Source organism: Enterobacter cloacae complex sp. GYL001, from assembly GCF_049237125.1.
Classification (GTDB): Bacteria; Pseudomonadota; Gammaproteobacteria; order Enterobacterales; family Enterobacteriaceae; genus Enterobacter; species Enterobacter hormaechei_C.
The window spans coordinates 752,991-779,805 of record NZ_JBMKGW010000001.1 but is presented as its reverse complement, the minus strand read 5'-3'; the positions used below and the strand labels follow the sequence as shown (position 1 = coordinate 779,805).

Annotated in this window: 25 protein-coding genes and 2 pseudogenes; 10 read left to right on the top strand and 17 right to left on the bottom strand. The window is 54.3% G+C overall.

What is annotated here, in order from left to right; genetic code table 11:
• Window positions 1-8 precede the first annotated feature (8 nt).
• Together ACOTWU_RS03745 and ACOTWU_RS03740 are read right to left on the bottom strand one after the other, a co-directional pair.
• Window positions 9-677: a methionine ABC transporter permease gene (locus ACOTWU_RS03745; protein WP_017384621.1), complete on the bottom strand. Its 669-nt coding sequence runs from the start codon at window positions 675-677 to the stop codon at window positions 9-11.
• The gene (locus ACOTWU_RS03740) at window positions 670-1,692 is read right to left on the bottom strand and encodes a methionine ABC transporter ATP-binding protein (RefSeq protein WP_017384622.1); all 1,023 of its coding nucleotides are present in this window, start codon (window positions 1,690-1,692) and stop codon (window positions 670-672) included. Before ACOTWU_RS03740 ends, ACOTWU_RS03745 begins: the two co-directional genes overlap by 8 nt.
• A 399-nt stretch (window positions 1,693-2,091) precedes the next feature.
• On the opposite strand from ACOTWU_RS03740, the gene ACOTWU_RS03735 reads away from it, so the two are divergent.
• The 5 genes from ACOTWU_RS03735 (at window position 2,092) to lpp (ending at window position 6,967) form a co-directional block, all read left to right on the top strand.
• Window positions 2,092-3,462 (top strand): pyridoxal-phosphate dependent enzyme, encoded by a 1,371-nt coding sequence (locus ACOTWU_RS03735; RefSeq protein WP_017693563.1) that lies wholly within the window; start codon window positions 2,092-2,094, stop codon window positions 3,460-3,462.
• Between the two features lie 12 nt (window positions 3,463-3,474).
• Window positions 3,475-4,620, top strand: a complete 1,146-nt coding sequence (locus tag ACOTWU_RS03730; protein WP_032648094.1) for a trans-sulfuration enzyme family protein — start codon at window positions 3,475-3,477, stop codon at window positions 4,618-4,620.
• 36 nt (window positions 4,621-4,656) lie between these two features.
• The gene (locus tag ACOTWU_RS03725) at window positions 4,657-4,989 is read left to right on the top strand and encodes a hypothetical protein (protein ID WP_418235933.1); all 333 of its coding nucleotides are present in this window, start codon (window positions 4,657-4,659) and stop codon (window positions 4,987-4,989) included.
• 7 nt (window positions 4,990-4,996) lie between these two features.
• Window positions 4,997-6,418 carry a pyruvate kinase PykF gene (gene pykF, locus ACOTWU_RS03720; protein WP_015570703.1) on the top strand — a complete coding sequence of 474 codons (1,422 nt, stop codon included), beginning with the start codon at window positions 4,997-4,999 and terminating at the stop codon, window positions 6,416-6,418.
• Between the two features lie 312 nt (window positions 6,419-6,730).
• A complete protein-coding gene (lpp, locus tag ACOTWU_RS03715; RefSeq protein ID WP_001082307.1) occupies window positions 6,731-6,967 on the top strand; it encodes a murein lipoprotein Lpp in 237 nt (78 codons plus the stop codon).
• Between the two features lie 60 nt (window positions 6,968-7,027).
• Here lpp and ldtE read toward each other — a convergent pair whose 3' ends face one another.
• The 9 genes from ldtE to ACOTWU_RS03670 form a co-directional block, all read right to left on the bottom strand.
• Complete coding sequence (ldtE, locus tag ACOTWU_RS03710) at window positions 7,028-8,041, bottom strand: L,D-transpeptidase LdtE (protein WP_032648093.1); 1,014 nt, start codon at window positions 8,039-8,041, stop codon at window positions 7,028-7,030.
• A gap of 97 nt (window positions 8,042-8,138) precedes the next feature.
• Window positions 8,139-8,555 (bottom strand): cysteine desulfuration protein SufE, encoded by a 417-nt coding sequence (gene sufE / locus ACOTWU_RS03705; RefSeq protein WP_015570705.1) that lies wholly within the window; start codon window positions 8,553-8,555, stop codon window positions 8,139-8,141.
• Window positions 8,556-8,569: 14 nt separating this feature from the next.
• The gene (gene sufS, locus ACOTWU_RS03700) at window positions 8,570-9,790 is read right to left on the bottom strand and encodes a cysteine desulfurase SufS (protein ID WP_032619799.1); all 1,221 of its coding nucleotides are present in this window, start codon (window positions 9,788-9,790) and stop codon (window positions 8,570-8,572) included.
• Window positions 9,787-11,058, bottom strand: coding sequence for a Fe-S cluster assembly protein SufD (sufD, locus tag ACOTWU_RS03695; RefSeq protein ID WP_126498910.1), 1,272 nt, complete (start codon window positions 11,056-11,058; stop codon window positions 9,787-9,789). The genes sufS and sufD overlap by 4 nt, the downstream gene beginning before the upstream one ends.
• A complete protein-coding gene (gene sufC / locus ACOTWU_RS03690; RefSeq protein WP_003857736.1) occupies window positions 11,033-11,779 on the bottom strand; it encodes a Fe-S cluster assembly ATPase SufC in 747 nt (248 codons plus the stop codon). Before sufC ends, sufD begins: the two co-directional genes overlap by 26 nt.
• 9 nt (window positions 11,780-11,788) lie before the next feature.
• Window positions 11,789-13,279, bottom strand: a complete 1,491-nt coding sequence (gene sufB, locus ACOTWU_RS03685) for a Fe-S cluster assembly protein SufB (RefSeq protein ID WP_003857739.1) — start codon at window positions 13,277-13,279, stop codon at window positions 11,789-11,791.
• Between the two features lie 8 nt (window positions 13,280-13,287).
• A complete protein-coding gene (sufA, locus tag ACOTWU_RS03680; protein WP_003857741.1) occupies window positions 13,288-13,656 on the bottom strand; it encodes a Fe-S cluster assembly scaffold SufA in 369 nt (122 codons plus the stop codon).
• 321 nt (window positions 13,657-13,977) lie between these two features.
• Entirely contained in the window at window positions 13,978-14,706 is a 729-nt protein-coding gene (locus ACOTWU_RS03675; protein WP_033487124.1) for a MerR family transcriptional regulator, read from the bottom strand.
• A 188-nt stretch (window positions 14,707-14,894) separates the two neighbouring features.
• Window positions 14,895-16,115 carry a diguanylate phosphodiesterase gene (locus ACOTWU_RS03670; RefSeq protein WP_015570710.1) on the bottom strand — a complete coding sequence of 407 codons (1,221 nt, stop codon included), beginning with the start codon at window positions 16,113-16,115 and terminating at the stop codon, window positions 14,895-14,897.
• A 339-nt stretch (window positions 16,116-16,454) separates the two neighbouring features.
• On the opposite strand from ACOTWU_RS03670, the gene ycgZ reads away from it, so the two are divergent.
• From ycgZ to fdhF, 4 genes are all read left to right on the top strand, one after another.
• Window positions 16,455-16,694 carry a regulatory protein YcgZ gene (gene ycgZ / locus ACOTWU_RS03665; protein ID WP_017384632.1) on the top strand — a complete coding sequence of 80 codons (240 nt, stop codon included), beginning with the start codon at window positions 16,455-16,457 and terminating at the stop codon, window positions 16,692-16,694.
• A gap of 4 nt (window positions 16,695-16,698) precedes the next feature.
• Complete coding sequence (locus tag ACOTWU_RS03660) at window positions 16,699-17,019, top strand: hypothetical protein (RefSeq protein WP_032648090.1); 321 nt, start codon at window positions 16,699-16,701, stop codon at window positions 17,017-17,019.
• Between the two features lie 29 nt (window positions 17,020-17,048).
• Entirely contained in the window at window positions 17,049-17,327 is a 279-nt protein-coding gene (locus tag ACOTWU_RS03655; protein ID WP_003857748.1) for a biofilm/acid-resistance regulator YmgB/AriR, read from the top strand.
• Window positions 17,328-17,515: 188 nt separating this feature from the next.
• A complete protein-coding gene (gene fdhF / locus ACOTWU_RS03650) occupies window positions 17,516-19,666 on the top strand; it encodes a formate dehydrogenase subunit alpha (protein ID WP_421625756.1) in 2,151 nt (716 codons plus the stop codon).
• A gap of 52 nt (window positions 19,667-19,718) precedes the next feature.
• Here fdhF and ACOTWU_RS03645 read toward each other — a convergent pair.
• The 6 genes and pseudogenes from ACOTWU_RS03645 to ACOTWU_RS03620 all read right to left on the bottom strand — a co-directional run bounded on the left by ACOTWU_RS03645 (window position 19,719) and on the right by ACOTWU_RS03620 (window position 25,725).
• Window positions 19,719-20,372: pseudogene (locus tag ACOTWU_RS03645) on the bottom strand (helix-turn-helix transcriptional regulator).
• Between the two features lie 41 nt (window positions 20,373-20,413).
• Entirely contained in the window at window positions 20,414-20,926 is a 513-nt protein-coding gene (locus tag ACOTWU_RS03640; protein WP_026094315.1) for a fimbrial protein, read from the bottom strand.
• Window positions 20,927-20,937: 11 nt separating this feature from the next.
• Window positions 20,938-21,885 carry a fimbrial protein gene (locus tag ACOTWU_RS03635; RefSeq protein ID WP_023296361.1) on the bottom strand — a complete coding sequence of 316 codons (948 nt, stop codon included), beginning with the start codon at window positions 21,883-21,885 and terminating at the stop codon, window positions 20,938-20,940.
• 1 nt (window position 21,886) lies between these two features.
• Window positions 21,887-24,430 (bottom strand): annotated as a pseudogene (locus ACOTWU_RS03630) (fimbria/pilus outer membrane usher protein).
• A 27-nt stretch (window positions 24,431-24,457) separates the two neighbouring features.
• Complete coding sequence (locus ACOTWU_RS03625) at window positions 24,458-25,135, bottom strand: fimbrial biogenesis chaperone (RefSeq protein WP_023303536.1); 678 nt, start codon at window positions 25,133-25,135, stop codon at window positions 24,458-24,460.
• 59 nt (window positions 25,136-25,194) lie between these two features.
• Window positions 25,195-25,725: a fimbrial protein gene (locus tag ACOTWU_RS03620; RefSeq protein WP_015570717.1), complete on the bottom strand. Its 531-nt coding sequence runs from the start codon at window positions 25,723-25,725 to the stop codon at window positions 25,195-25,197.
• Between the two features lie 354 nt (window positions 25,726-26,079).
• On the opposite strand from ACOTWU_RS03620, the gene ACOTWU_RS03615 reads away from it, so the two are divergent.
• Window positions 26,080-26,739 carry a winged helix-turn-helix transcriptional regulator gene (locus ACOTWU_RS03615; protein ID WP_126498913.1) on the top strand — a complete coding sequence of 220 codons (660 nt, stop codon included), beginning with the start codon at window positions 26,080-26,082 and terminating at the stop codon, window positions 26,737-26,739.
• Window positions 26,740-26,815 lie beyond the last annotated feature (76 nt).

Sequence of the window (26,815 nt, the reverse complement as noted above, 5' to 3'; positions counted from 1 at the left end):
TGTATTTATTAGCGTTTATCTAACAGTGAAGTAATGGCATCGCCGCAGAACTGGATAATGAACACGATGATCAGAATGGTCACCGTTGCCACCAGCGTGACGTCACCATGGTTGCGCTGGAATCCTTCCAGATAAGCCAGATTTCCCAAACCGCCGGCACCTATCACCCCTGCCATTGCGCTGTAGCTCACCAGCGCAATCAGCGTCACCGTCATACCTGAAACCAGTGCGGGTGAAGATTCCGGCAATAAAACCCGAAACACTAACGTGCTCAGCCGCGCGCCCATCGAACGCGTGGCCTCAATGACTCCTTTGTCTACTTCTCGCAAGGCAATCTCGACCAGACGGGCGTAGAACGGCGCCGCGCCCACAATCAGGGCGGGCAGCGCAGCGTTAGCGCCGAGAATGGTCCCCACAACGGTCTTGGTGAACGGGATCAGCAGAACGATGAGAATGATGAACGGAATCGAGCGGAACACGTTCACCACAATCGACATCACGCTGTAGACCGTGCGGTTGTGGAATAACCCGCCGCGGGCGGTTAAAAACAGCGCCAGACCAAGCGCGATCCCCAGGACAAACGTCGCCACGCCGGAAAGCGCGGTCATGTAAAGCGTCTCCTGGGTTGCAGCCCAAAGCTGATCCCACTTCAGGTGCGGAAAGAGTTCTTCAGCCATGCTTGATTACCTCGCCTTCAATATCGCTTTGCTTCAGGTCGGCGAGGATATTGTTCAGTTGTTCGTCCGATGCCACCACGTGCACCCAGAGCTGCCCGAAAACACCGTGGGCGGTTTGCGTCATTTTGCCGTGCAGGATGTTAAACGGCAGGCCGTAGCGCAGGGTCAGTTCACCGACGATCGGCCTGTGCGTGCTGTGCCCGGTGAAGGTCAGCCTGATTACCGTGCCTTCCAGATCGTTTGCCAGTTCGGTATTGAAGGTCTCTTCCTCCGCGTACTGGCTCACCTGGCGGACAAACTGCCGGGTGATCGGCTGCTGCGGATGCGTAAACACGCTCAGCACGTCCCCCTCTTCCACCACCTTGCCGTTTTCCATCACCGCCACGCGGTCGCAGATTTTGCGCACCACGTGCATCTCATGCGTAATGAGTACGATGGTCAGGTTAAAGCGACGATTAATGTCCAGGAGCAGATCGAGGATCTGATCGGTGGTCTGCGGATCCAGCGCCGAGGTGGCTTCGTCACACAGCAGTACGTCCGGATGATTGGCCAGCGCGCGGGCAATGCCCACACGTTGTTTTTGCCCGCCGCTCAGCTGGGATGGGTAGGCATTCTCGCGCCCCTTCAGGCCGACCAGCTCCACCAGCTCGGCAACGCGAGCCTGAATTTGCGCTTTTGGCACACCGGCAATTTGCATTGAAAAGGCGATGTTTTCCTTCACCGTGCGCGACCAGAGCAGATTAAAGTGCTGGAACACCATGCTGATTTTCAGGCGTGCCTGACGCAGCGCTTCTCCCTTCGCGGCGGAGATATCCTGACCGTTAATGGTGACGCTGCCGGCGCTGGGCTTTTCCAGACCGTTTAGCAGACGGATCAGCGTACTTTTCCCGGCCCCGCTGTAACCGATGATCCCGTAAATCTGTCCCTGCTCTATCGTCAGGTTGACGTTATCAACGGCTGTCAGCGCCTGTTTCCCGTTGTCAAAAACCTTCGAAATATTGCTGAGTACAATCATTCTTATTCGTTATCCGTTTCGCATATAGCGGTTTAGCAGTATGGATGTCCAAAAGATAGTAAACAGCCGTTATCAGCTTTTAAATGACCAAAAAAGAATTTCTTATAATGCTCAGGAATAAGCAGCGAACTGGCGGGTGAAAAGCATTTAGATGAATATCAGCAATAATTATCTGCCATTTGCATATCAGGTCTTACTCACCCGACGAAATCGGCTAATTTTGCAGCACTTTATGCGGATATAGCCATCCTCACATCCGGACAACTTTACGTCTTGCTGTCTTTCCATCTGAAAACATAAGGATTATTCCTTTCCGTTCTAAAACTCAGTGAAAGGTTCTTTATTGAGAAAATTTCATGGTTCTATCATCCGGTCATCACCTCTTCACAGGACATGACCATGACGCTTTACCACTCCGTCACCGAACTGATTGGCCGTACGCCGCTCATCCAGCTGCACAAGCTGGACACCGGCCCCTGCTCGCTGTTTCTGAAGCTGGAAAACCAGAATCCCGGCGGCTCGATTAAAGACCGCGTCGCGTTGTCGATGATTAATGAAGCCGAGCGTACGGGCCAGCTACGGCCCGGCGGCACCATTATTGAAGCCACGGCGGGGAACACCGGCCTGGGGCTGGCGTTGATTGCGGCGCAGAAGGGCTACTCGCTGATCCTGGTGGTGCCGGACAAAATGAGCCGCGAGAAGATTTTCCACCTGCGCGCGTTAGGGGCGCAGGTCGTGCTGACCCGTTCAGATGTGAATAAAGGGCATCCGGCCTACTACCAGGATTATGCCCGGCGGCTGGCGAACGAACTGCCAGGAGCGTTTTATATTGATCAGTTCAATAACGCGGCCAATCCGCTGGCGCACCGCACCACTACCGCACCGGAACTGTTTGAACAGCTTGACGGCCAGATCGATGCCATCGTCGTCGGCGTGGGGTCCGGCGGTACGCTGGGCGGCTTACAGGCGTGGTTTGCAGAACATTCGCCGCAGACGGAATTTGTGCTTGCCGATCCGGCCGGGTCGGTGCTGGCGGACCAGGTTGAGACCGGACGCCATCACGATGCCGGATCGTGGCTGGTTGAGGGGATTGGCGAAGACTTTATCCCTCCGCTGGCGCACATCGAAGGGGTTAACCGCGCCTGGCGCATTACCGATGGCGAGGCGTTCACCACCGCCCGCGATCTGCTAAAAACGGAAGGGATCCTGGCGGGCTCCTCCACCGGCACGCTGCTGGCGGCGGCGCTGAAATATTGCCAGGCGCAGACTACGCCAAAACGTGTGGTCACCTTCGCCTGCGACAGCGGCAATAAATACCTCTCGAAGATGTTCAACGACGACTGGATGCGCCAGCAGGGGCTGATTTCGCGTCCGCAGGCAGGCGATCTCTCGGACTATATTGCCCTGCGCCACGATGAAGGCGCGACGGTGACTGCCGCCCCGGACGACACGCTTTCCACCGTGCTGGCCCGCATGCGCCTGTACGACATCTCCCAGCTGCCGGTGCTCGATAACGACAAGGTCGTCGGCATCATCGACGAGTGGGACCTGCTGCGACACATCGGGGGAGATGCCGATCGCTTCTCTCTCCCCGTGACGGCGGCCATGACGCGTCAGGTCGAATATCTGGATAAGCAGGCCCCGGAGAGCGCCCTGTACGCCATCTTTGACCGTGGCCTGGTGGCGATTATTTATGACGAAGATCGCTTTCTGGGTCTAATCACACGCAGTGATGTACTCACCGCCTGGCGTAACCGCCTGACAAAATAAAAGGAGCAAAAGATGAAAAACCTGGCCACCCTCAGCGTTCACAGCGGTGAGTATCACGACCCGCACGGCGCCGTGATGCCGCCAATTTACGCCACGTCGACGTTTGCGCAACCGGCACCGGGTGAACATACCGGCTACGAATACTCCCGGAGCGGCAATCCAACCCGCCACGCGCTGGAGACCGCCATCGCCGAACTGGAAGGCGGCACGCGCGGGTACGCTTTCGCGTCAGGGCTGGCAGCCATTTCCACCGTGCTCGAACTGCTGGATAAAGACAGCCATATCGTCGCCATTGACGACGTGTATGGCGGTACGTATCGCCTGATCGAAAACGTGCGCAAGCGCAGCACTGGGTTACAGGTGAGCTGGGTTAAGCCGGACGATGTAGCCGGGCTTGAGGCCGCCATTCGCCCGGACACGCGCATGATCTGGGTGGAAACGCCAACGAACCCGCTGCTGAAACTGGCCGACCTGGAGGCCATCGCGGACATTGCCCGGCGCCATAATGCGATCAGCGTGGCGGATAATACCTTCGCCTCCCCGGTCATTCACCGGCCGCTGGAGGCGGGGTTCGATATAGTGGTCCACTCCGCCACTAAATATCTCAACGGTCATTCAGACGTGGTTGCCGGGCTGGCTGTTGTCGGGGCAAATAAGGATCTCGCGGAGCGTCTGGGCTATCTGCAAAACGCGGTTGGCGGCGTTCTGGATCCGTTCAGCAGTTTCCTGACGCTGCGGGGGATTCGCACCCTCTCACTGCGCGTTGAGAAGCACAGCGCCAACGCACTGGCAATTGCGCAATGGCTGGAGCAGCATCCTCAGGTAGACCGCGTGTTCTATCCCGGGCTGGCGTCACATCCCCAGTATGCGCTGGCACGCAGACAAATGGCGCTGCCGGGCGGCATGATCTCCGTTGTGATTAAAGGCGATGCGCAACGCGCGACAGAGGTGATCCGTCATCTTACGCTCTTTACCCTGGCGGAAAGTCTGGGCGGTGTGGAGAGTCTGGTGAGCCAGCCCTACAGCATGACCCACGCCTCCATACCACTGGCGCAGCGTCTTGCAAACGGTATTGTGCCGCAGCTTATCCGCCTGTCGGTGGGGATTGAGGATGCGAAGGATCTGATCGCCGACCTTCAGCAGGCGCTGGAAAAGTGAGCAAAAAACGGCGGGCGTTGCGCCTGCCGTCATAAGATGACATTAGACCTTAACGCCTTGATAACAAACTTATGTGAATCTGCACAGATTGTTTTGAAACGCTGTTTCCATTTTCCTTTTTACTGTAAATCAGCGTATAATGCGCGCCAAATCCCTGGTGAATGGTTTCAGCGCTTGGAATACAAAAAACAACGTACAACTTCTCCTCTCCTTCGTTGGGCTGGCACTCAGGCACACTTTCTTCTGCACGCTCATTTGATGTCACCTATTCTTAGTGCGTGTCATATACTCTTTCGCAACACAGGTTTGACTCCGCGGCGGTGCGCCCCCGGAGCGAGATTTCCATATCCTTCCCAACTTAAAGACTAAGACTGTCATGAAAAAGACGAAAATTGTTTGTACTATCGGCCCGAAAACCGAATCCGAAGAGATGCTGAGCAAAATGCTGGATGCCGGCATGAACGTGATGCGTCTGAACTTCTCCCACGGCGACTATGCTGAACACGGTCAGCGTATCCAGAACTTGCGCAACGTGATGAGCAAGACCGGGAAAAAAGCGGCAATCCTGCTCGACACCAAAGGTCCTGAAATCCGCACCATCAAACTGGAAGGCGGTAACGACGTTTCCCTGAAAGCGGGCCAGACCTTCACCTTCACCACCGACAAATCCGTTGTAGGTAATAACGAAATCGTTGCCGTGACCTACGAAGGCTTCACCAGCGATCTGTCCGTTGGCAACACCGTGCTGGTGGATGACGGCCTGATCGGCATGGAAGTGACCGCGATCGAAGGTAACAAGGTTATCTGTAAAGTGCTGAACAACGGCGATCTGGGCGAAAACAAAGGCGTTAACCTGCCGGGTGTGTCCATTGCTCTGCCAGCGCTGGCTGAAAAAGACAAACAAGACCTGATCTTCGGCTGCGAACAAGGCGTGGACTTCGTTGCTGCCTCCTTTATCCGTAAACGTTCTGACGTGGTTGAGATCCGTGAGCACCTGAAAGCGCACGGCGGCGAGAACATTCAGATCATCTCCAAGATCGAAAACCAGGAAGGCCTGAACAACTTCGACGAAATCCTCGAAGCGTCTGACGGTATCATGGTAGCGCGTGGCGACCTGGGCGTTGAAATCCCGGTTGAAGAAGTGATCTTCGCGCAGAAGATGATGATCGAGAAATGTGTTCGCGCGCGTAAAGTGGTTATCACCGCAACGCAGATGCTGGACTCCATGATCAAAAACCCACGCCCTACCCGCGCTGAAGCAGGCGACGTAGCAAACGCCATCCTCGACGGTACCGATGCCGTTATGCTGTCTGGCGAATCTGCAAAAGGGAAATACCCTCTGGAAGCGGTCGGCATCATGGCGACCATCTGTGAGCGTACCGACCGCGTGATGAAAAGCCGTCTGGATTACAACAACGACAGCCGTAAACTGCGCATCACCGAAGCCGTGTGCCGTGGTGCGGTAGAAACCGCTGAGAAACTGGAAGCCCCACTGATTGTCGTGGCGACCCAGGGCGGTAAATCTGCGCGTGCCGTGCGTAAATACTTCCCGGATGCGACCATTCTGGCGCTGACCACCAACGAAACTACCGCGCGTCAGCTGGTGCTGAGCAAAGGCGTGATCCCACACCTGGTGAAAGAGATTGCCTCTACCGATGATTTCTATCGTCTGGGTAAAGAAGTGGCTCTGGAACTGGTTGATTGTGGCCTGGCCCAGAAAGGCGACGTGGTGGTTATGGTTTCTGGCGCGCTGGTTCCAAGCGGCACCACCAACACTGCATCTGTCCACGTGCTGTAATATTTCACGAACAAATTATTGTTTTGTTAAAAAGCGTCCTTCGGGGCGCTTTTTTTATTCCCGCCTTTAACCAGAACTATTCAAAAAGCAAATCGGGTTTTTCTATTTAATCGCGATTTATCTAAGATGAATCCGATGAAAAATGCCTTTTTTAACATAGCTTTTTCGTCAAAATTGCCGATTTCGTTGCTTCTTTGAGCGAACGATCAAAAATAGGCGTAATCCCATCAAAAAAATATTCTCAACCCAAAAAACTTTGTGTAATACTTGTAACGCTACATGGAGATTAACTCAATCTAGAGGGTATTAATAATGAATCGTACTAAACTGGTACTGGGCGCGGTAATCCTGGGTTCTACTCTGCTGGCAGGTTGCTCCAGCAACGCTAAAATCGATCAGCTGTCTTCTGACGTTCAGACTCTGAACGCTAAAGTTGACCAGCTGAGCAACGACGTGAACGCAATGCGTTCCGACGTTCAGGCTGCTAAAGACGACGCAGCTCGCGCTAACCAGCGTCTGGACAACCAGGCTACTAAATACCGTAAGTAATAGTACCTGTTAATAAAATGGCGCACATTGTGCGCCATTTTTTTTGCCTTCGTCAAACCTCTACTGAAGCGCTTTCTCTCCCTCGCCTTCCGCCACCGCCGCTGAGACACGACTGTTCTGTACCGACAGGACAGAATTGCTGGCTGAAGAACCACTGCCTGCTGACACGGCAACCGGGATCCCCGCTCTGCGCGCCAGGGCCTTGTCGATTTGCGTTTTATCGCTACCTGACTCCGCTGCAAAGGCGGTAAACGCCGCCGAGTGCGTGAACGGCACCGTCTGTGGGTTTTCGCCCTCAGCCTGCGCCAGCGGCCTGTGCACCTCGATATAACGTTTGCCGTCCGGCTCGACGGAGAACTTCACCGGCTCATTGATGATCTGCACCCGCGTGCCGACGCGCACTTGCTCAAACAACGCTTTGATATCGGGCGCGTTCATCCGCATACAACCCGAGCTGACCCGCAGCCCTACGCTGTCCGGCGCGCTGGTGCCGTGAATAAGATATTCCCCATTCCCGATACCCAGACGAAGCGCAAAGCGCCCCAGCGGGTTATTTGGCCCTGCGGGTACCACAGGCGGCAGTTTAATGCCCTGGGCCAGTGAGCGCGCTCTGATGCCCGCTGTGGGGGTCCAGGTAGGGTTAGGGATTTTCTGACTCACACGGGTGGTGCTGACCGGTGTTTCCAGCCCAAGCTGACCAATACCCAGCGGATAGACCTGCACGATATTTTCGCCAGGCGGATAGAAGTAAAGACGCAGCTCCGCCAGATTCACCACAATGCCCTCACGCTCGGTGTCCGGCAGTAGCATCTGGGAAGGGATAGTAATGACCGTTCCTGGCGCAGGGTTCACCGGAGCAATGGTATTATTGGTTTCAAGGATCAGCTGTGCGGCGGTATTAAAGCGACGAGCGATAGACTGAAGTTTATTGTCACCTTCCTGAATGGTGTATGTCTGGTTTTGCCCAATCAGGCGGCTGCCTGCGGGCGGTAAAGGATAATCAACCGCCCAGGCTGAATTAACAGCACTGAGCGAACCAAGGAGTAATAGAGTTATTAGAGATGCGCGCTTCATGCTGAGATTCCTTATTCACTGACCAAACGTCAGAAAGCTGAAAAACCAGCGAGGTGGAAACCACCTCGCGAAACAGAATGAATGCTGTTCTGTCAGTTTAGCTAAGGATTGCGGCTTTGGCGCGTATGGCGCGGATCATCGCTTCCAGTCCCTGGGATCGGGACGGGGTGAGGTGCTGGGTTAAGGCCATTTTTTCAAACCACGGGCGAACGTCAAAGGCGACAATATCCTGCGCCGACATCTGGTGATAAAGAATAAATACGACGGCAATAAGCCCCTTCACAATGGCGGCATCGCTGTCACCCTGTAATTGAATTACGCCTTCGTCCGTCTGCTGCATCAGGATCCAGACCTGGCTCTGGCAGCCCTGAATGATGTTGTCCGGGTTATGCGCCTCTTCGCTGAGCGGCGGCAGGCGCTGACCCAGCTCGATGATATAAAGGTATTTCTCTTCCCAGTTTGCGCAACGCCCAAAGTTGCGCAGCAATTTATCTCTGTCCGGCAAATCTGCCATCTCTCGCCTCTCCGTTAGCCAAGCAGCTGGTGAATACGTTTTAGTCCCGCCACCAGTCTGTCGACCTCTTCCGTTGTGTTGTACATCACCAGCGATGCGCGGCACATAGCCGGTACCTGATAATACGCCATCAGCGGCATCGCGCAGTGATGCCCGGTACGCACGGCGACGCCGTAATTATCAAGGAAACTGCCCACATCATAGGCGTGATGCTTGCCGAGGTTGAAGGCTATCACACCCAGACGGTCAGCAGGGCCATATAAGGTCAGTTCCGGGACGCTGGCCAGCTCCTGCAAGGCATAATGCATCAGCTGCTGTTCGTACTCCTGAATCGCCGCCAGCCCCGTTTCAGTGACGTAGCTAATGGCCGCGCCCAGCCCGATGATCCCGCCCGTGTTGGGCGTACCCGCCTCGAAGCGCCAGGGCGCACGGGCGTAGGTTGTGCCGTCCGTCAGGCTGACGGTGGCGATCATTGACCCGCCCCCTTCCCACGGCGGCATGGCCTGGAGAATGTCCTCTTTCACATACAACACGCCGATGCCCGTCGGGCCATACAGCTTGTGCCCGGAGAAGACGTAGAAATCGCAGTCCAGGGCCTGAACGTCAACCGCATGGTGCATCACCGCCTGGGCGCCATCAATCAACACTTTCGCACCAACCTGATGGGCTTTGTCGACGATCAGCGCCACCGGATTTTCCGTCCCCAGCACGTTTGAAACGTGGGTCACCGCCACCAGCCGCGTTCTGTCGTCCAGCAGGGCGTCCAGCTTTTCCAGCTGGAGCGTGCCGTCTTCATTCAGGGGGATCACCCGCAGTTGCGCCCCCACACGCTCACAGAGCATCTGCCAGGGCACGATGTTGGCGTGGTGCTCCATCTGGGTGATGATGATGTTATCCCCCGCGTGCACCTGCGCATTGCCCCAGCTGTTAGCCACCAGGTTGATCCCTTCGGTGGTGCCGCGCACGAATACCAGCTCTTCCGGCGAACGCGCGTTGAGGAAGGCAGCAACCTGCGTGCGCACGTTTTCCATGCGCTGGGTCGCCTCGGCGCTCAGGGTGTGGATCCCGCGATGTACCGCCGCATAACCGTGGCGGTAAAACTCGGCTTCCGCATCCACCACCTGATTTGGTTTTTGCGCGCTGGCCGCACTGTCGAGATAGGCCAGCGGCAGACCGTTCACTTCACGGGTCAGTACCGGAAAATCTGCCCGGACTTTCTCTACGGGAAATGTCATGCTTCGCCTCCAGGCAGCCGCTGACCGATACGGGCCAGCACCTGCTGTTTAAGTCCGCCATCGGGCAGCGCTTCCGTCAGCTCAGCCGCAAAGGCGTAAATAATCATCTTTTGCGCGGCCTGCTGGTCTATCCCGCGCGAGCGCAGGTAGAACATCTGCTCATCGTCAATACGCCCGACCGTCGCGCCGTGGCTGCATTTCACGTCGTCCGCATAGATTTCCAGCTGTGGTTTGGTGTCCACCTCTGCCAGACGTCCCAGCAAGAGGTTGTTGTTGGTCATCTGCCCGTCAGTTTTGATGGCGTGCTGCGCCACGTTTATCAGGCCGTTAAACACCGCACGTCCTTTGTCGCTGACGATGGTTTTGTGCAGCTGACGGCTGTTGCAGTAGCCTTTGTTATGCTCAAGCCAGGTGCGCGTGTCGCACACTTCTGACTTCACTGGCATCGCCAGGCTGTTAATACGTAGCGTAGTGTTTTCACCGTTCAGCTGGGTGCTGGTATTGTGGCGCAGCACCGCGCCGCCAAGCAGGAAGCTGTGGCTGTACGCCGCGGCATCCTGGCCCAGCAGAATATCGTTGTGGGCGAAGTGGTGACTGAGCGGATTCTCAAACGCCAGCTTGATGTGGTGCAGTTGGGCATTGGCCGCCACGTTCATCGTCAGACGCGAACCGGTGAAATGACGGGTGTCGTTAAGACTGACGTAATGCTCGATCACCGTCGCCTCTGCCCCTTCTGCCAGCTCAAGATGGTGGCGATAGTGGGCGGTGTTAATCTCATCACCCTCAACGCCCTGGGTGATATGCATCAGCAGCAGCGGCTTAGCCGGACGCTGGTTACGCTTAACGCGAATATGGGTGACAGATTGCGACAGGCTCTCTGTCAGGTGCAGGAAGACTTCAGGCTGAACGGGCGCAGTCAATGACTGGCGCTCATCGTTAATGGCGATATCGAACCCGCTCTCCTGCACGCTGTCGCTCAGCTCCGTACCGAACTGACCGTCGACAAATACCAGACGCACGGCATCCACGCTCAGCGCCAGCCTGTCGCGCTGATCGGGGCTGACCTGCGCCAGACGGGTGACAAACTCGCCGTTCAGCAGGCCATCCAGCGGGGTATATTTCCAGTTCTCATGTTTACGCGTCGGTAAACCGAGACGCAGCATCTGCTGAAGATGGTGCTGGGCCTGTTCAGAGCGCGCTCCACCCTGCGCTTCAAACAGCCGGTGCCACTGCTGAAGTGCATTACTGCTGTTCGGTAAGCCAGCCATAACCCTGCTCCTCCAGTTGTTTAACCAGCGTAAAGTCACCGGATTTCACAATGCGTCCCTGGTAAAGCACGTGGACATAGTCCGGTTTGATGTAGTCCAGAATTCGCTGATAGTGAGTCACGATGATAAATGAGCGGTTGCCGTCACGCAGGGAGTTCACCCCGTCGGCAACGATCTTCAGGGCATCGATATCCAGCCCTGAATCGGTCTCATCGAGAATGCACAGCGCCGGTTCCAGAACCGCCATTTGCAGAATATCGTTACGTTTCTTCTCACCACCGGAGAAACCCACGTTTACCGAGCGGGTCAGCAGATCTTCCGGCATTTTCAGCAGCTTGATCTTCTCTTCCATCAGATCCTGGAAGTCAAAGCGATCCAACGCCTCAAGGCCGCGATACTTGCGCACCGCGTTCAGCGCGGTTTGCAGGAAGAACTGGTTGCTGACGCCCGGAATTTCCACCGGATACTGGAAGGCCATAAAGATGCCCTCGCCGGCACGCTCTTCCGGCGACATCTCCAGCAGATCTTTGCCGTTAAACTCAACGGAGCCGCTGGTAACTTCATAATCTTCGCGTCCTGCCAGCGTCGCTGAAAGCGTACTTTTCCCGGAGCCGTTTGGCCCCATGATGGCGTGAACTTCACCCGGTTTGACGTCAAAATTGAGGCCACGCAGGATCTCTTTCTCTTCCACGCTAACCTGTAAATCTTTAATGCTTAACATGTGCTTTCCTTAACCGACGCTGTGTTCAAGACTAATGGCGAGGAGTTTCTGGGCTTCAACGGCAAATTCCAGCGGCAGTTCAGAGAACACGTCCTTACAGAAGCCGTTAACGATCATTGAAATCGCATCTTCTTCACTGATCCCGCGTTGCAGGCAGTAGAAAAGCTGATCTTCACCAATACGTGACGTAGTTGCCTCATGCTCAAGCTGGGCGCTGTTATTGCGGCATTCGACATACGGGAAGGTATGCGCCCCGCAGTCCGCGCCAATCAGCATGGAGTCACACTGGGTGAAGTTACGCGCGTTGGTTGCCGTCGGCATGATTTTCACCAGCCCGCGATAGCTGTTCTGGCTGTGACCGGCAGAGATCCCTTTGGAGATGATGGTCGATTTGGTGTTTTTACCGATGTGGATCATCTTGGTGCCGGTATCGGCCTGCTGATGACCGCTGGTCAGCGCCACGGAGTAAAACTCACCGATGGAGTTGTCGCCGCGCAGAATACAGCTCGGGTATTTCCAGGTAATGGCGGAGCCGGTTTCTGACTGCGTCCAGGACATTTTGCTGTTTTCGCCTTCGCACAGCGCGCGTTTGGTGACGAAGTTCAGAATACCACCGGTGTTGCCGTCGCCCGGGAACCAGTTCTGTACCGTAGAGTACTTCACTTCCGCATCTTTATGGATGATCACCTCTACCACCGCCGCGTGCAGCTGGTAGCTGTCGCGCACAGGAGCGGAGCACCCTTCGATGTAGCTTACGTAGCTGCCTTCATCGGCCACCAGGATGGTGCGTTCAAACTGGCCGGTTTTTTCCGCGTTGATGCGGAAATAGGTCGAGAGCTCCATCGGGCAGCGCACGCCTTTCGGCACGTAGATAAAAGTACCGTCTGACGCCACCGCCGCATTCAGTGCCGCGAAGAAGTTATCGTTACTCGGCACCACGGTACCAATATACTTTTTCACCAGCTCGGGGTGATCGTGAATGGCTTCACCAAAGGAACAGAAAATGATCCCCTGCTCCGCCAGTTTTTCACGGTAGGTGGTTGCCACCGAGACGGAGTCAAAAATGGCGTCTACCGCCACCTCTTTGCCTTCGCGCACGGGCACGCCGAGCTGATTAAACGCCTCTTCCACCTCTTTACTCAGGAAGCTGTTCTCCGCGCCGGTTTGCTGAACCGCGCCGGGTTGCGAGGCACAGGTATCATCACAGCTGCCGCAGGAGGGCGCGGAGTAGTAGCTATAATCCTGATAGTTCAGCTTATCGTAATGCGCTTTCAGCCAGTGGGGTTCTTCCATCTCCAGCCACGCGCGGAATGCGCTCAGGCGAAACTCCAGCATCCACTCCGGCTCGTTACGTTTCGCCGAAATGGCGCGCACGACCTCTTCGTTGATGCCTTTCGCCAGCTCATCGGTTTGCAGCTGCGTAAAGAAACCCTCTTTATAGTTGAGGTGTCCGCCGCTCCAGGTGTTTACATCACTCGTTGCTTCAGTATTACGAGACATAGTACCGCCTATACCCCAAAGCTTTCGCCGCAGCCGCATTCGTTCTGGGCTTTCGGGTTATGAAATTTGAATAACTGGTTTAAACCTTCCCGAACGTAGTCGACTTCGGTTCCATCGATAAACGGCATCGCCTGTAGCGCGACGTATAACTTTGCACCGTCGGTTTCAAAGACCAGATCGTCCTTTTCAGGTTCGGTTACGGTATCCAGCACGTAGCCAAATCCCGCGCAGCCAGTCTGCTTAACGCCTAAGCGTACGCCGAGGATGTCGGGATTTTTTGCCACCAGCTCATGAATATGCGCCGCCGCCGCGGGCGTCAGCGTTAAACCACGCCAGGCAAAATCGGCCGGATTGAAGGTTTCTGAATGCAGTTCCATAGGTCCACCTCATCTGATAAGCCACCAGGGCATAACACCATGTTAGTGATAACGATTATCACTTCAACCCCCTGCGAGCAGGGGCTTTGGGCTAAACCGCCCTTTTTGGCTACTTTCATTAAGCATAGACCCTGTGACGGGATGCGGATGGGATGGTTAGATTTGTTCAATGCATTGATAAATAATGCATTTCATAAGAAAGGCGGTAAGGTGACGGGCAATGATAAAAATTGTATTGGAAATACCTATTTTTGAGATAGCTATCTTCCAATAAGAAAGCTGACTCGAAAAGACAAAAAGGCCCTGACGGACCCCTTAACATCAGTGATGGAACGAAACGGCGAAACCCTGTTCACGCCAGTGGTCGAGCTGCTCCTGTTGACGAGGCGTAGGCGCTTTACCGGTCCAGACGAAGATTTTTTGCCCGGGGAAGAGTTCAGGACGTGGAGAATCAATCGGCTCAGCCAGCACGTCGATATGCCAGCCTTTGTAGGCAAGACGGGCCGCTTCCAGCCACAAATGCGTACGGTCGTCGCACTCCCACCCGACCAGCAGCGCATCCTTACCTGCTTTTTTTCGCGACTCACCCAGGCTTGCAACGGCAAACTCAATCAGGACACCGTCCAGCAGGCTTGCCATGTGACGCACCGTATTCTGGTCCTGGTTCATTCGCTGCCGCACAGGGGTGATGATGTTATCTATCAGAACATCCATCGCATGGTCACGGCGGAACTCGCCGATTTTGGCGCGCAGTTTTGCCGGACTGGCATAGCGCAGAACGGTTAACATCTCTTCCTGAAAAGATGCCCAGTTCCCCTGAGTCATTACTTCTGTATTTTCAAGAAGCGCTTTTACTTTACCGACCGAAACACCCGTTTTCATCAGGCGTTTGATCTCTTCGATACGCAGGATATCTTCATCGTCAAACTGACGATGACCCCCTTCGCTTCGCTGCGGCTTCAACAATCCATAACGGCGCTGCCAGGCACGCAGCGTAACGGGGTTGATACCGCATCGTTCGGCCACTTCGCCGATACTGTAATAGGCCATTAACTCCCTCACGCACAATACTTCCATACCTAACCAAACCAACCTTATCAGATTGTACAAATCATTTGTATAACTAACTCCTCGTTCTGAGACAAGTGAATGGCTCAATGAACCACTCACTCGTTAATGTATTGTTGTATAAATTTAGCCGTACGTACAGGTCACTTTTAAGAGTTACGTACAGGTTTTTATAAATCGTACTTTTTCTCGGGCCAGGCAATCGCCGGTATGCCCCCCAGGCGCGGGCTGGCGAAAAGGTGCCCCTGGAACTGAGAAATCCCGGCAGATTCCAGCCACATCCACTCTTCAGCCAGCTCTACGCCTACCGCACAGAACAGAATTTCCAGGGAGGCGCAGCATTTAATAATTGACTGAATGATCGCCTGACGCGGGCCGCTCTTGTGCACGTTGGCAATCAAATCACGGTTGATCTTGATTCTGTCCGGCTGAAACTGGGCCAGCAGTTGCAGACCGGCGAATCCCGCGCCAAAGTGATCGATGGCCACGCTGATCCCGGCGCTTTTAAGCTGTCTGACCGCGCTGGTGAACTCTTCGAAGCGCGAGATCGCCTCGCTCTCGGTGAACTCGACCACAATTTGCTCCGGCACAAAACCGTTCGCCTCAATTGCCGTCAGTAAAAAATCGACGGCGCCAGGAACATTGACCAGCGTCATCGGCAGCAGATTAATGGACAACGTTTGAGTCTGTAGGCCCAGCGCGCTGGCCATCGACAAAGCCACCTGTTTACTCTTCAGATCCGATTCGTACAGCGCCTCACGCGACAGGTTGGCAAAATAGCTTTCCGGGGACTCACCGGACGGCGTGCGGATCAGGGCTTCCCAGGAAACTACCTGCTGCATAAACGGATCGACGATAGGTTGAAATGCGAAACTACAGTCCGCGCCCTTTGCCACTACTGTCGGCTGGGAGGATAACGGCGTATTTTCGGTGACAAACTCCCAGGCGTCAGCCGGAGGCAGCTCAAAGTAGTTGGCTTTTTCAGTGGCTTCAACGAAGGTGCGGAAAAATTGCAGGGCGCGATCGTTATAGGTCAGCTGATAGCGGGTTGTGCCTTTATCGAGTACCTGTTGCAGCACTTCGTCGGTATCGTACTGACGAAGGTCAAAGAGCTCCATACCCACGTTGCCAAAACGTCTTGAAGGCCCGTGATCGCTTAACAATTCGACCACGTTGTGATGCCGTGGGTCACGGCAGATGAGCTCATAGATCTCCTTAACGTTATCAGCGGGCCCTTCAAGTAACTGAAAAAAGTGTGTGCCGTTAAACAGCAAAATCCCCGTCACATCGAACTGGCGATTTCTACAATTTGCAGCAGCGACCATGTCTTCCAGCGCTTTCACTGGAACGTCCTCGCAGATGTGACTGCGGTAAATGATGGTTGTGAGCATGCTAATCCTGAAGATTGAGGGGGTGACCACGAAAACACGTGGGGAAAACTCTGTTATAGCACATTAATTGCCCAACAAATAATTTACATCTCAACGATTTACACGGCTTTTTTGCGTCATTTACGGGCTTGTACAACTCTGCAACGCCGCTTCGGATTGTACAATATATCTTGTGAATCCCGCAGTAAATCGTATAAGAATAAGCACCTGATAAATAATCATTTTATAAAATATATTATAAAATCTTTAAAAAATTGTACATTTTAAATGTACAGATTTGAAAATTATGTATACCTTAAATGTAACGTTACTGATTACGAAAATTTACAGGAGCGAAACATGCAGCAGAACGGACACCTCGCAGACTCGGCAACAGCGATTGCGCAGTATTTCGAAAAAGCCGCGCTTCCAACCCAACAGGAAACATTGGGTCAGGTTGTTGTTGAAATCCTTAGCGACGGGCGAAATCTGAATCGCAAATCGCTCTGCACAAAACTGTTGAGTCGCCTTGAAAAGGCCAATGGCCCGGAAGAGGAACATCATTATCACATGCTTCTTGGCCTGCTCTTCGAACGTTAATGTCATGAACAGCAGTGATGCGGACAGACTGATCGACAAGCTTATTGGAGAAGCCGCTCTTTCACTTTTGAAGGAGCGCGGTCCCGTGACGACCGAGGGATTGGTTCAGCGTCTGCGTAACATGCAAGCATATGAAACGGATCCCCAGCGGCGGGAGACATTAGCGCGAGTGATAGCTGAAATCAGCTCTGGCACGGTCGCTTTTAAAGGTCGCAGAACCGCACAAGGACGAATACAGAGAGAGGGATCTCTCAAAAATAACCGAGACAATGTAGTGCCGTTATTTGGAAATGGAAAACCGTCCGATCCTAAAAAGATACATTGACTACAACTTTACAGCTACGGTGAGAACAAATGAGACAAAATATTCAGCTTCAACCCGAATACCACTCCGCCTTTTTAGATAGCGCGTTGTCGGAGTATTTCCGTCACGCAGGCGATCGCTTTGCTGAAGAGTCTGCCATTTTTTCGACTGCGGTTCGTTGTGTTCTTGCTTCCGAAGGTCATTTGACCAACAAAGCGATCATTCTCTGGCTAATCCAGACGTTGGAATCCACCGACGATGTCGTTAAGGCGGATGTGATCCGCAAGACGCTGGAAATTGTCGTCGGTTACACCATGGACGATCTTTAACGCCTCCCCCATCCCTACGGATAGCGTGTCATCGTCAATTCTGACGAACAGACTGACGATGACACACCCTCTCTCCACAAACGCCCTGTTAATCAAGAACGCTGAATGTGGCATGGATCCTGCTTAGTCCGCTAAGGGACTGGGCTTTCCAGTAAACATTGCTTCATTTCTTAACAGGTCTGTTATTGATGAAAAAAATCGCCAGCGTCTGCCCCTACTGCGGTGCAGGCTGCAAACTAAACCTCGTCGTAAAAAATAACCGCATTATCCATGCCGAAGCCGCTGATGGCGTAACCAATCAGGGCACGCTTTGCCTGAAAGGTTTCTACGGCTGGGACTTTCTTAACGACACACGGCTGCTTACCCCCCGTCTGACGCAGCCCATGATCCGCTACAGCAAAGGCGAGGCCTTTACCCCTGTTACCTGGGAAGAGGCCATTCGTTATACCGCTCACAGGCTTAAAAGCATCAAAGAACAGTATGGCCCTCGGTCCATTATGACCACGGGTTCCTCACGGGGAACGGGCAATGAGACCAACTATGTGATGCAAAAATTTGCCCGTGCGGTGCTGAATACTAACAACGTCGACTGCTGCGCCCGCGTCTGTCACGGTCCGTCCGTTGCCGGTTTACAGGAGACCCTCGGCAACGGCGCCATGAGCAATTCCATTAACGATATTGAAAACTCAAAATGCCTGCTGGTATTCGGCTATAACTGCGCCGACTCTCACCCCATCGTCGCCCGACGCGTGCTTAAAGCACGTGAAAATGGCGCTAAAATCATCGTCTGCGATCCGCGTCATATTGAAACGGCACGCATTGCCGATCTTCATCTTCAGCTAAAAAATGGCAGTAACATGGCGCTGGTCAATGCCTTTGGCTATGTCCTGCTGGAAGAGGAACTGTACGACAAAAACTACGTTGCCCGCTTTACAGAAGGGCTTGAGGCGTACCGGCTGACGGTAAAAGATTACGCCCCCGAGCAGGTTGAACATCTGACGGGGATCCGCGCGCGGGATGTTCGTCAGGCAATGCGCATGTTCGCAGCGGCGCCTTCAGCAACGGTGATGTGGGGAATGGGCGTCACGCAGTTTGGTCAGGCGGTCGATGTGGTGAAAGGTCTCTCCAGCCTGGCGCTGCTGACCGGCAACCTGGGCCGCCCTGCCGTCGGCGTGGGTCCGGTTCGCGGGCAAAATAACGTTCAGGGTGCCTGCGATATGGGCGTTCTGCCCAATATGTTCCCCGGCTACCAGGACGTCACTGACCCGGCGGTCAGACTGAAATTTGCCGATGCGTGGAAAATCAATGTCAACCGGATGGACGATCGCGTCGGGACGCGTATCACCGAAGTGCCGCATCTCGCGCTGGAAGGAAAGATCAAAGCGTATTACATCATGGGGGAAGATCCGCTTCAGACAGAAGCCGATCTGGGACTGGTCCGCCGCGGCTTTGAGGCGCTCGATTTTGTGGTGGTTCAGGACATCTTTATGACCAAAACGGCAGAGGTGGCTGACGTGCTGCTCCCTGCTACCTCATGGGGAGAACACGCCGGCGTGTTCACCTGCGCCGATCGCGGCTTCCAGCGTTTCGGCAAAGCCATTGAGGCCAGCGGCAACGTGAAGCGCGACTGGGAGATTATCAGCCTGCTGGCCACGGAGATGGGCTATCCCATGCATTACGAGGATAACCAGCAGATCTGGGACGAAATGCGCGAGCTGTGCCCCCTCTTCTACGGCGTGACCTACGAAAAAATGGGCGAGATGGGCCATGTGCAGTGGCCTTGCCCATCCCTCGATCATCCCGGCACCCCCTACCTGTACAAGGATAATCAGTTCGACCCCCCTACTGGCAAAGGACAGCTATTTGCCGCCCCCTGGCGCGCCCCGGCGGAGACACCGGATGCGGATTACCCGCTGGTACTGTGCACGGTGCGCGAAGTGGGTCACTACTCCTGTCGCTCAATGACCGGGAACTGCGCGGCGCTGCAAAGCCTGGCCGACGAGCCGGGCCGGGTGCAAATGAACCCGGCCGATGCGGATGAACGGGGGATTGCCGAGGGCCAGCTGGTCTGGGTACGTTCACGCCGGGGTAAAGTGATCACGCGCGCCAGCATCAGCGAGCGCATCAATGCGGGAGCAATCTATATGACCTACCAGTGGTGGATTGGCGCCTGTAATGAGCTGACGCAGGATAATCTCGACCCGATATCCAGAACGCCGGAAACGAAGTATTGCGCCGTGCAGCTGGAGGCGATCGAGGACCAGCGCTGGGCGGAGGATTTTGCGGCTTCCGCATACCAGACCATGAAGACGCGGTTGATCGCTGCGGTTAACGTTTAAATGCATTGCCGGGTGGCGGCTATCGCTGCCCGGCCCGCTATCCGCTGCTGTTTTACGTTATCTGTTGTGCATAATTATTTTCCAGGTAATCGCGAAGCAGGTTCGGACGGCTCTTTTTCTCCATCAGCCTTCTCAATAGTACGATCAGCTCGTAATCGCTTCGCAGATTAAATTTCTGCATCATCATATATTTATGGGTAAAGACCGTTTTTTCGCTCATCTTCAACGCGTTCGCGGTCTGCACCACCGACAGCCCCCGGTAAAAATTGACCATAATACGAATCTATTGCCGGGATAAACCTTTATGCTGGCAGTCGAAACAGGTCTTTTTATTCAACGTGTAACCTGGTAATTGCGTCCTGAACCACGCGATAAACAGAACGCCGCTAATACGGTCAAGCGACGCCCGGCGCGGGAGAAAAATGATGTCCTGAAAGCAGGAAGGCAGCGCCGAAAAGCGCAGTTCATCGTCGACGAGACCTATCACAATTCCTTTTTGCCGGGCCAGTAACTCCGGAAAACAGGTCAGCGTTTCCCCCTGACATAATGAAAGAACAATAATATCAGCCTGGCTGACGTTTTCATTGGTCAGCGCCAGGTGAAATGTGATGGAGCGATGAAAGTTATGCTTAAAAAAATCGTCGAAAAAGCTCTGTAGCCCAGCCTGAAAAAACAGATCCGTTTCCTGAATCAGAATATTTAACATAGTTCACACCAACGTCTTTAAAAAAGGCTTATCACCGGCATTTAGTTGTACTGCATCGTCATTACCACAACCGCGCTGATGCTTCCCGGCGTGGCGCCTCCCGGCATGGATTTTACCGAGGCCAGCATAGCCAATGTCGCGGTTCTGTCCGCGGCAATGGTCTGGGTCATACTGGTGCCTGTTCCTTTAAGCGCGCCGGTTTGGGCATCGCGCATGGCTATCGCCACGTGCGTGGCCGAACCGCTGTTCATGAAATAGTCCGCTCCCGCCTCGGGATCGGGGCTGCCGGTGAAAGCGACGGTCACACTCTGCGTTCCCGTTGGGCACTGGGTAAACAGCAGACTGAAAGGCACCGGATCCGATGTTGAGCCCGGCGTCGCCATATTGGTTGCCTGAATATTGCCCAGGTTGACATCGAGGCTGTTACTGCCGCCATTAAATATGCACGGCGACGCAACGATATTTCCCGTCACACCGATGTTGACGCTATCAGCGGAGCATACCTTCCCGCTGAGTAAGGCAAGTAACAGCAGTGTCCTGCATCTTATTTTCATCTTCTTACCTGCTACTGGTAGGTCAAATTAAGGGTGGCGGAGGCATTCGCTGAACCTGACTCCACGCGGGTTAACGTCTGGTAATACCGGGCCGTTAATGGCAACGTCTCTTGCCCCCCGGCAGACTGCCGCAAGAATAGTCGGCTGTTCATCACCAGCGGTGCACCGTTATAGATAAGCTGCACCCCCACCCCTTTCGCAGTGCCGGCATTTCCCTGCCCGGTTAAGGCCATCACGCTGGTATTGGCGCTGTCCGGGTTCTGTATTCCACTGAGCGAGACCGTAATATTGGTTCCGGCGGCGCAGGTCAGGCCCAGGTTTTGCGTGTTCTGTGCTCCCGCTGGCGTGGTGCCCACCGTGGAGCCGAACGCCGAGGCGGGAATATCCCCTATCGGAAACGTCAGCTGGGCCGTATTCACCGTGCACGCCAGCGCATTGATGGTGCCGGAGGTGAGCTGCGTGGTCAGACCGTCACGGTAGAGGCCATCGCTTCCCTGTAGCGTCACGACGCCGATCGTCCCCGGCGTTAATGCCCCCGATGAGACCGGCCCCGTCACCACCAGCTCAATCCTCCCGCCGTACCAGTCCACATAGGAGGTCTGCGCATTGTACGAGAACGTATTGCTCGGGTTTTCAAAATAGCCGTTGGAAGAAAAGCGTATCCCTATCCCGCTGACGTTCGTGTTGTAAACATGGTTGCCGTAGCTGCTCAACGTGGCGCCGTTGTAGCGCAGGCTGAATCCCAGCATCAGCGGATTAGTACACCCGGTAAGATAGGAGCCTGTGGCTGACGCCGCGCCAGAAAATACCACTGTGCCGACAGGCGCATCGCGCTGCACGTTGATCGTCCCCACGGACAGGGTTGAAAGCTGCGGGGTGATGGTGGTGCAGGTACCGGCACGAGCCATATTTGCCGCCGCGAGCAAACAGAGCAGCAGCATCGCGTTAAGACATTTCATGTTAGCGTTCCTGACGGCAGGTGGCGCGCATATCAGCGATCCCACCGTACGTTGAGTGATTCGGCAGCGTGAAATCAGCGCGGCATTGCTGACTGGATTGACTTCCCCATGTAGCGACTAACGTTCCCTGCTCGCGCATCCCGGTTAAATAGACCTGACCGCGATCGCCGACAATAAAACTGCCGCTGTCATCACCCACAAGGGTGACCACCGCCCCAAACGGAACGGCGCGGTCGTTGTCGATCAAGGTCATCAGCACCCGGCGACCTGACTTCGGCAGATAATCGGCTCTCACCACCGCTCCCCGCGTCGGCGTCACCGTGCGAGTGTTGATCTCCAGCTCGACATCGTCCGGCATCGTTTCCGGGTCGAGGGTGAGATCGTTTTTCCGGTAGACAGAAAGGTTGCTCACGACCGTATATCCGCGAAAATCTGTCCGTACACCGGGCTGATTGCGGATATCCACGCCGTGGGCGCCGGGGGCTTTGATTAAGACGCTGGTCTCCCCCAGCGGCTGGGAAAGCGTGATGCCATCAGCATGGGCGAGAATGCCGCCTTGCAGCCCGTAATTCAGGCGTTCACTTTTTTTGTCATAACCATAACCTGCCGTGACTTCGCCATAGGCGCCTTTGTAGTCCGCGTTAACATTGCCGGTATAGCCCACGCCCTCTGTGCCGTATCCCTGCTGTACGCTCCAGGTCAGGGCACGGTTCTCGAGCGCTACCCCGTTCAGGCCGACGTTATGCGTCGTCCCGTTATTCCCGCTGGCGTTCATGCCATAGTTAGCCCATGTCTGCGGCAAAAATTTATCCAGCGGAATGCTGACGTTGAACGCCAGAAGCTGGTCGTGGTCAGCGTTTTTTTGGCTGTCGCGGGTTTCTGACGCTGAGCGGACATTTTTGCTGTAAGTCCATGTCAGGCCATAGCTGATGTTGTGCCAGTAGTTGCTATAGCCGACGCTCCACGAAGCCATAGACTTACCGTCATTCCAGTAATCTTCCCGCGCCGCAGTGAGGGTAAGCGCGCCCAGGTTGTCCCCCAGCGTCTGGCTCATCGTCAGCTCGGCACGGTTACGTCGCCTGTCCTGAAGCGCGCTGCTGTCGCCGTACGAATCGAGGACGTCCTGCATGCCGTAATAGCCGCGGGTCGAGTAGCGATACCCGGCAATCGAAAAGTTGGTCCCGGTATTGATAAAATTCTTGCTGTATCGGGCCCGCCACGACTGACCGTTTGTTTTCACGGCATGCTCCGACGTTGACCAGCCCTGAGTGACGTCTGCGGATATCGCCCCGAGATCGCCCATATTCTTGCCCACCCCCAGAGCCGCCGACTGGTACTTATCTGCCCCCTGGACGCCGCCATAGAGCGTAATACCGTGAGGGAGGCCGTAAATTCCGGTCAGTTGCCCGAAGGGGGTTTTCTCCACGCTACGGTTATACGAGCGATACTGCCCGGCGGTAAGGGCATATTTCAGGCGCCCCTCCCGTTGCAGGACCGGCAGCGAAGCGTACGGCAGGGTGAAATGTTGCTCCCTACCATCAGCTTCGACGATCGTGACATCAAGATCGCCCGCGCCGCCGGTGGGATACATATCCGCGATCTCAAACGCGCCCGGCGCCACATAGCTTTGGTAGATTTGATAGCCATTCTGACGCACCACGACCTGCGCGTTAGTTCGCGCAATACCGCGCACCACCGGCGCATAGCCTTTCAGGGAATCCGGCAGCATATCGTCGTCGGACGCCAGCTGGACGCCGCGAAACGGCATGCTGTCAAAGACATCGGCAGGCGCGGAACTGTCTCCGAGCGTAAGCTGGGCTTGCAGGGGAATAATCGCGCGCTGCATCAAGGTATAGACGTTGTCCCACTTATCCTGGCCGGACGCATCGCGGGACCAGGTGGTGTAGTTGCGTAACCGCCAGGGACCGACGTTGATCCCCGGCCGCAGGTTTGCATACTGGCTGTCGCTGCGGGTGCCTGCCCCGCTTCTTGCCCGGCTGTTTGCCCCGCTCAGGCTGTAGTTGAGCATGGCCGCGGTAATGCCTTCATCCCACATATCCGACGGAACGTAACCTCTCGCTGGCAGGTCTATAGCCGCCTGTGGAATGCTAATCGCCAGACGCTGGGCGCCAAACTGGAAATCCGCGCTGGCCTGTGGGATCGCCCTGAGATCGGCGCATTCACCTTCCCCGGCGGCAAGCTGTGGGAAAAGCGCCGTTTTCACGCCCCACGCTTTTAACTGCCCGATACTCAGGCACGGCTGCAACGTTTCACTGCCGTTAGCATCCTTCACTGCCATAAAACGAATATCCCGCGTTTCCAGCAGCCGATCGTCAAGAATAATATCAACGTGGTATGTCCCGGGCGCCTGCGAGCCGGATTCAAAGGCAGATTAATCCGCTTTTCCCATTCCGGGATTATCCAGCTCTACCAGTTCCGTATTAAACGTCTCACTGGCATACAGTGTGGGAGAGACACCAGCAAGCGCGAGGGCAATAAATATTGCCAGGCGCGCAGGCTGCATTGCATTCAATGCCGTTGTCATGACGAACACCTGATTAACGCGTAAGGATCACAAACTGGCCCGGTGTAATTCGCCAGGGCTGCCATAATCGTTAATGACTTTAAACGTCAGCGTATTGCCACTGGTTCCGTTCGGTAACGGAAAACGGGCTGTGCCTGAAGGCATCACGTACGTGACATCGTCAAGTTTCTTATTACCCAACGTAATTTCATTGAAATTGATAACGTACGGCGTAGGGTTATTAACCTGAAGGGTATTTCCCGCACGACGCCAGGTTAATTTATTGGCTTGCTCCTCGGGGGTAGACGCACGAAGAGTCTCTGGTCGATAAATTAATTTGATGCGCGTTTTGACGGCAATTTGCAGCGAGTTCATCTGCTTTGAGGCTGAAGGAATAGCTTTAATGTTCAGCCAGAATAAACTCTCCTGCCCCTGAGGCAGTGAGCCGGTCATGACAATACGCTCAAGGTTTTTTTGCCCGCCGTCCAGCCGATACAGTGGTGGCGTAATAATAAAAGGCGCTTTACCCGATTGTTCATCCTGAACATCTATCCACGACTGGATTAAATAAGGAACGTTATCAGGATTAGTAATACCTATTGACGCCTCTTTTTTAGTCCCATCAAAAATAATACGGGTGCCGCCAATAATTACTCCTGCACTGACGGATGTTAACGTCAGCGGTAACAGCGCCATAGCCAGGCCCGTTGTCGTGATAAAACGCATTTTTTTTTACCTCATAAAACAAGGGGCCGGGCGGCCCCCCGCCAATTACTGCCATTGACTTAGTTGTACACCACTGAGAAGTTTGCGACCGAGTTAGCCGGGCCCGCGGTCACGGATGCCGCGGTGGAGATATACTGCGCGTAGAAGTTCAGCGTATTATCAGCCGTACTGCTGAGCGGGTAAATATAGCTGTTGCTGCCGTGCAGCGGCAGATCGGCTTTATCTGCCGTCATCAGGTTAATCGCCACCCCGGTGGCCGCCCCCGCCACGGACGTATCAATCGCCAGCAGGCTAGCGTTGGTTAAATCCGGCGTGCCGTCAAAACGGACTTTTGCATTGGTGACCGTTACCGGACAGTTTTTCAAAATAATATTGAATTGCGTCGCAGCCGTTCTCGCCCCGGTTGTCGGGAATTCCGTTTTATAATAATCGCCTAATACCACCACCTGATTCTGGGATGCCACATCAACGTCGCAGGCAGAATCCAGAATATTCCCGTTAAAATTAACGGTACCGGCCGCTGCGAATGCATTGGTCATGGTGAGTACAGAACCTGCCGCTAACATTGCCATCATCAATTTTGTATTCATAATTTTATATCCCGTATTACTTTATTTATTACCGACATTCAGTTGCAGAAACAAAAGACCTTCCGACGAGTCAAAATTTATACAACTCTTTTTCCGCATACAATCAATTTTGAGGTCTAGCTGTAGACCCTCTTTTAACAATTACAAAACATATTCACTCGGAAACACCTTAAGAATAATGGCCAAAGTCTACTTTTAGACCTGAATAAAAAAGGTTTCAATTTCAATTAATTAAGACTCAAAAAAAAGCGAGTCTATAATTAGACTCGCCGCAAACATTCCCTGATCTGCTGGTTTTTAAGATAATTCTTTATGCCGATCAAAAAATGATCGCATCAGTCAGTGAGGTTTCACATGAATACCCGTTTCGCGCCTGAGTCAGATATTGATAAGTCAACAGTGCTCGGCGCTAAGCCTTTTAAGCACATTGAAAAAATAATCGATAATGTTTTGCCGCATGCGGAGAGAAGCATTATTGCCAGAGGAGAAATTATCCATTATTGCTCCGGCGATACCCGTCAATGCTTTTTACTGTTGCATGGCAGCGTGGCGTTGCACCGTCGCGGGGACGGTATCGTCTTAAATTCTGAATCCGCGCCATTTATACTCGGCGTGAGCAGCCAGTTATCGTCTGAACACCTGTACGTCAGAGCGCTGGAAACCTCAGAGGTGGCCAGCGTTTCGCTGGCGTGTTTCAATCATGTTGTCGCACAACAGAATTTACGGGAGCACTTCTCAAACCTGCTGATCTATACCGCATCGCGCGTCTACGAACATTGTGCCCAGATATCGCAAATGTCGGCTTATGACATTATCCGCTTTCAACTGGTTGAGTTGATGCAGGAGCCGGAAGCCATAAGACAAAACATTACCGCCGCGGCCTATATCAAAAGCCGCACCTATCTTTCACGCAGCGGCATTATGCGGATCCTCGCGGAGTTGCGGACGGGGAAATACATCACCATGGAGCGTGGCGTACTAGTAGAGATCCATCACTTACCCCGTAAGTACTGAGGCTGTATTTATCTCTGGAGAAGGTGGAAAAGAAGAGCGACACTATAGAGAGTACAGTCTCTTTCCAGGTTAACGC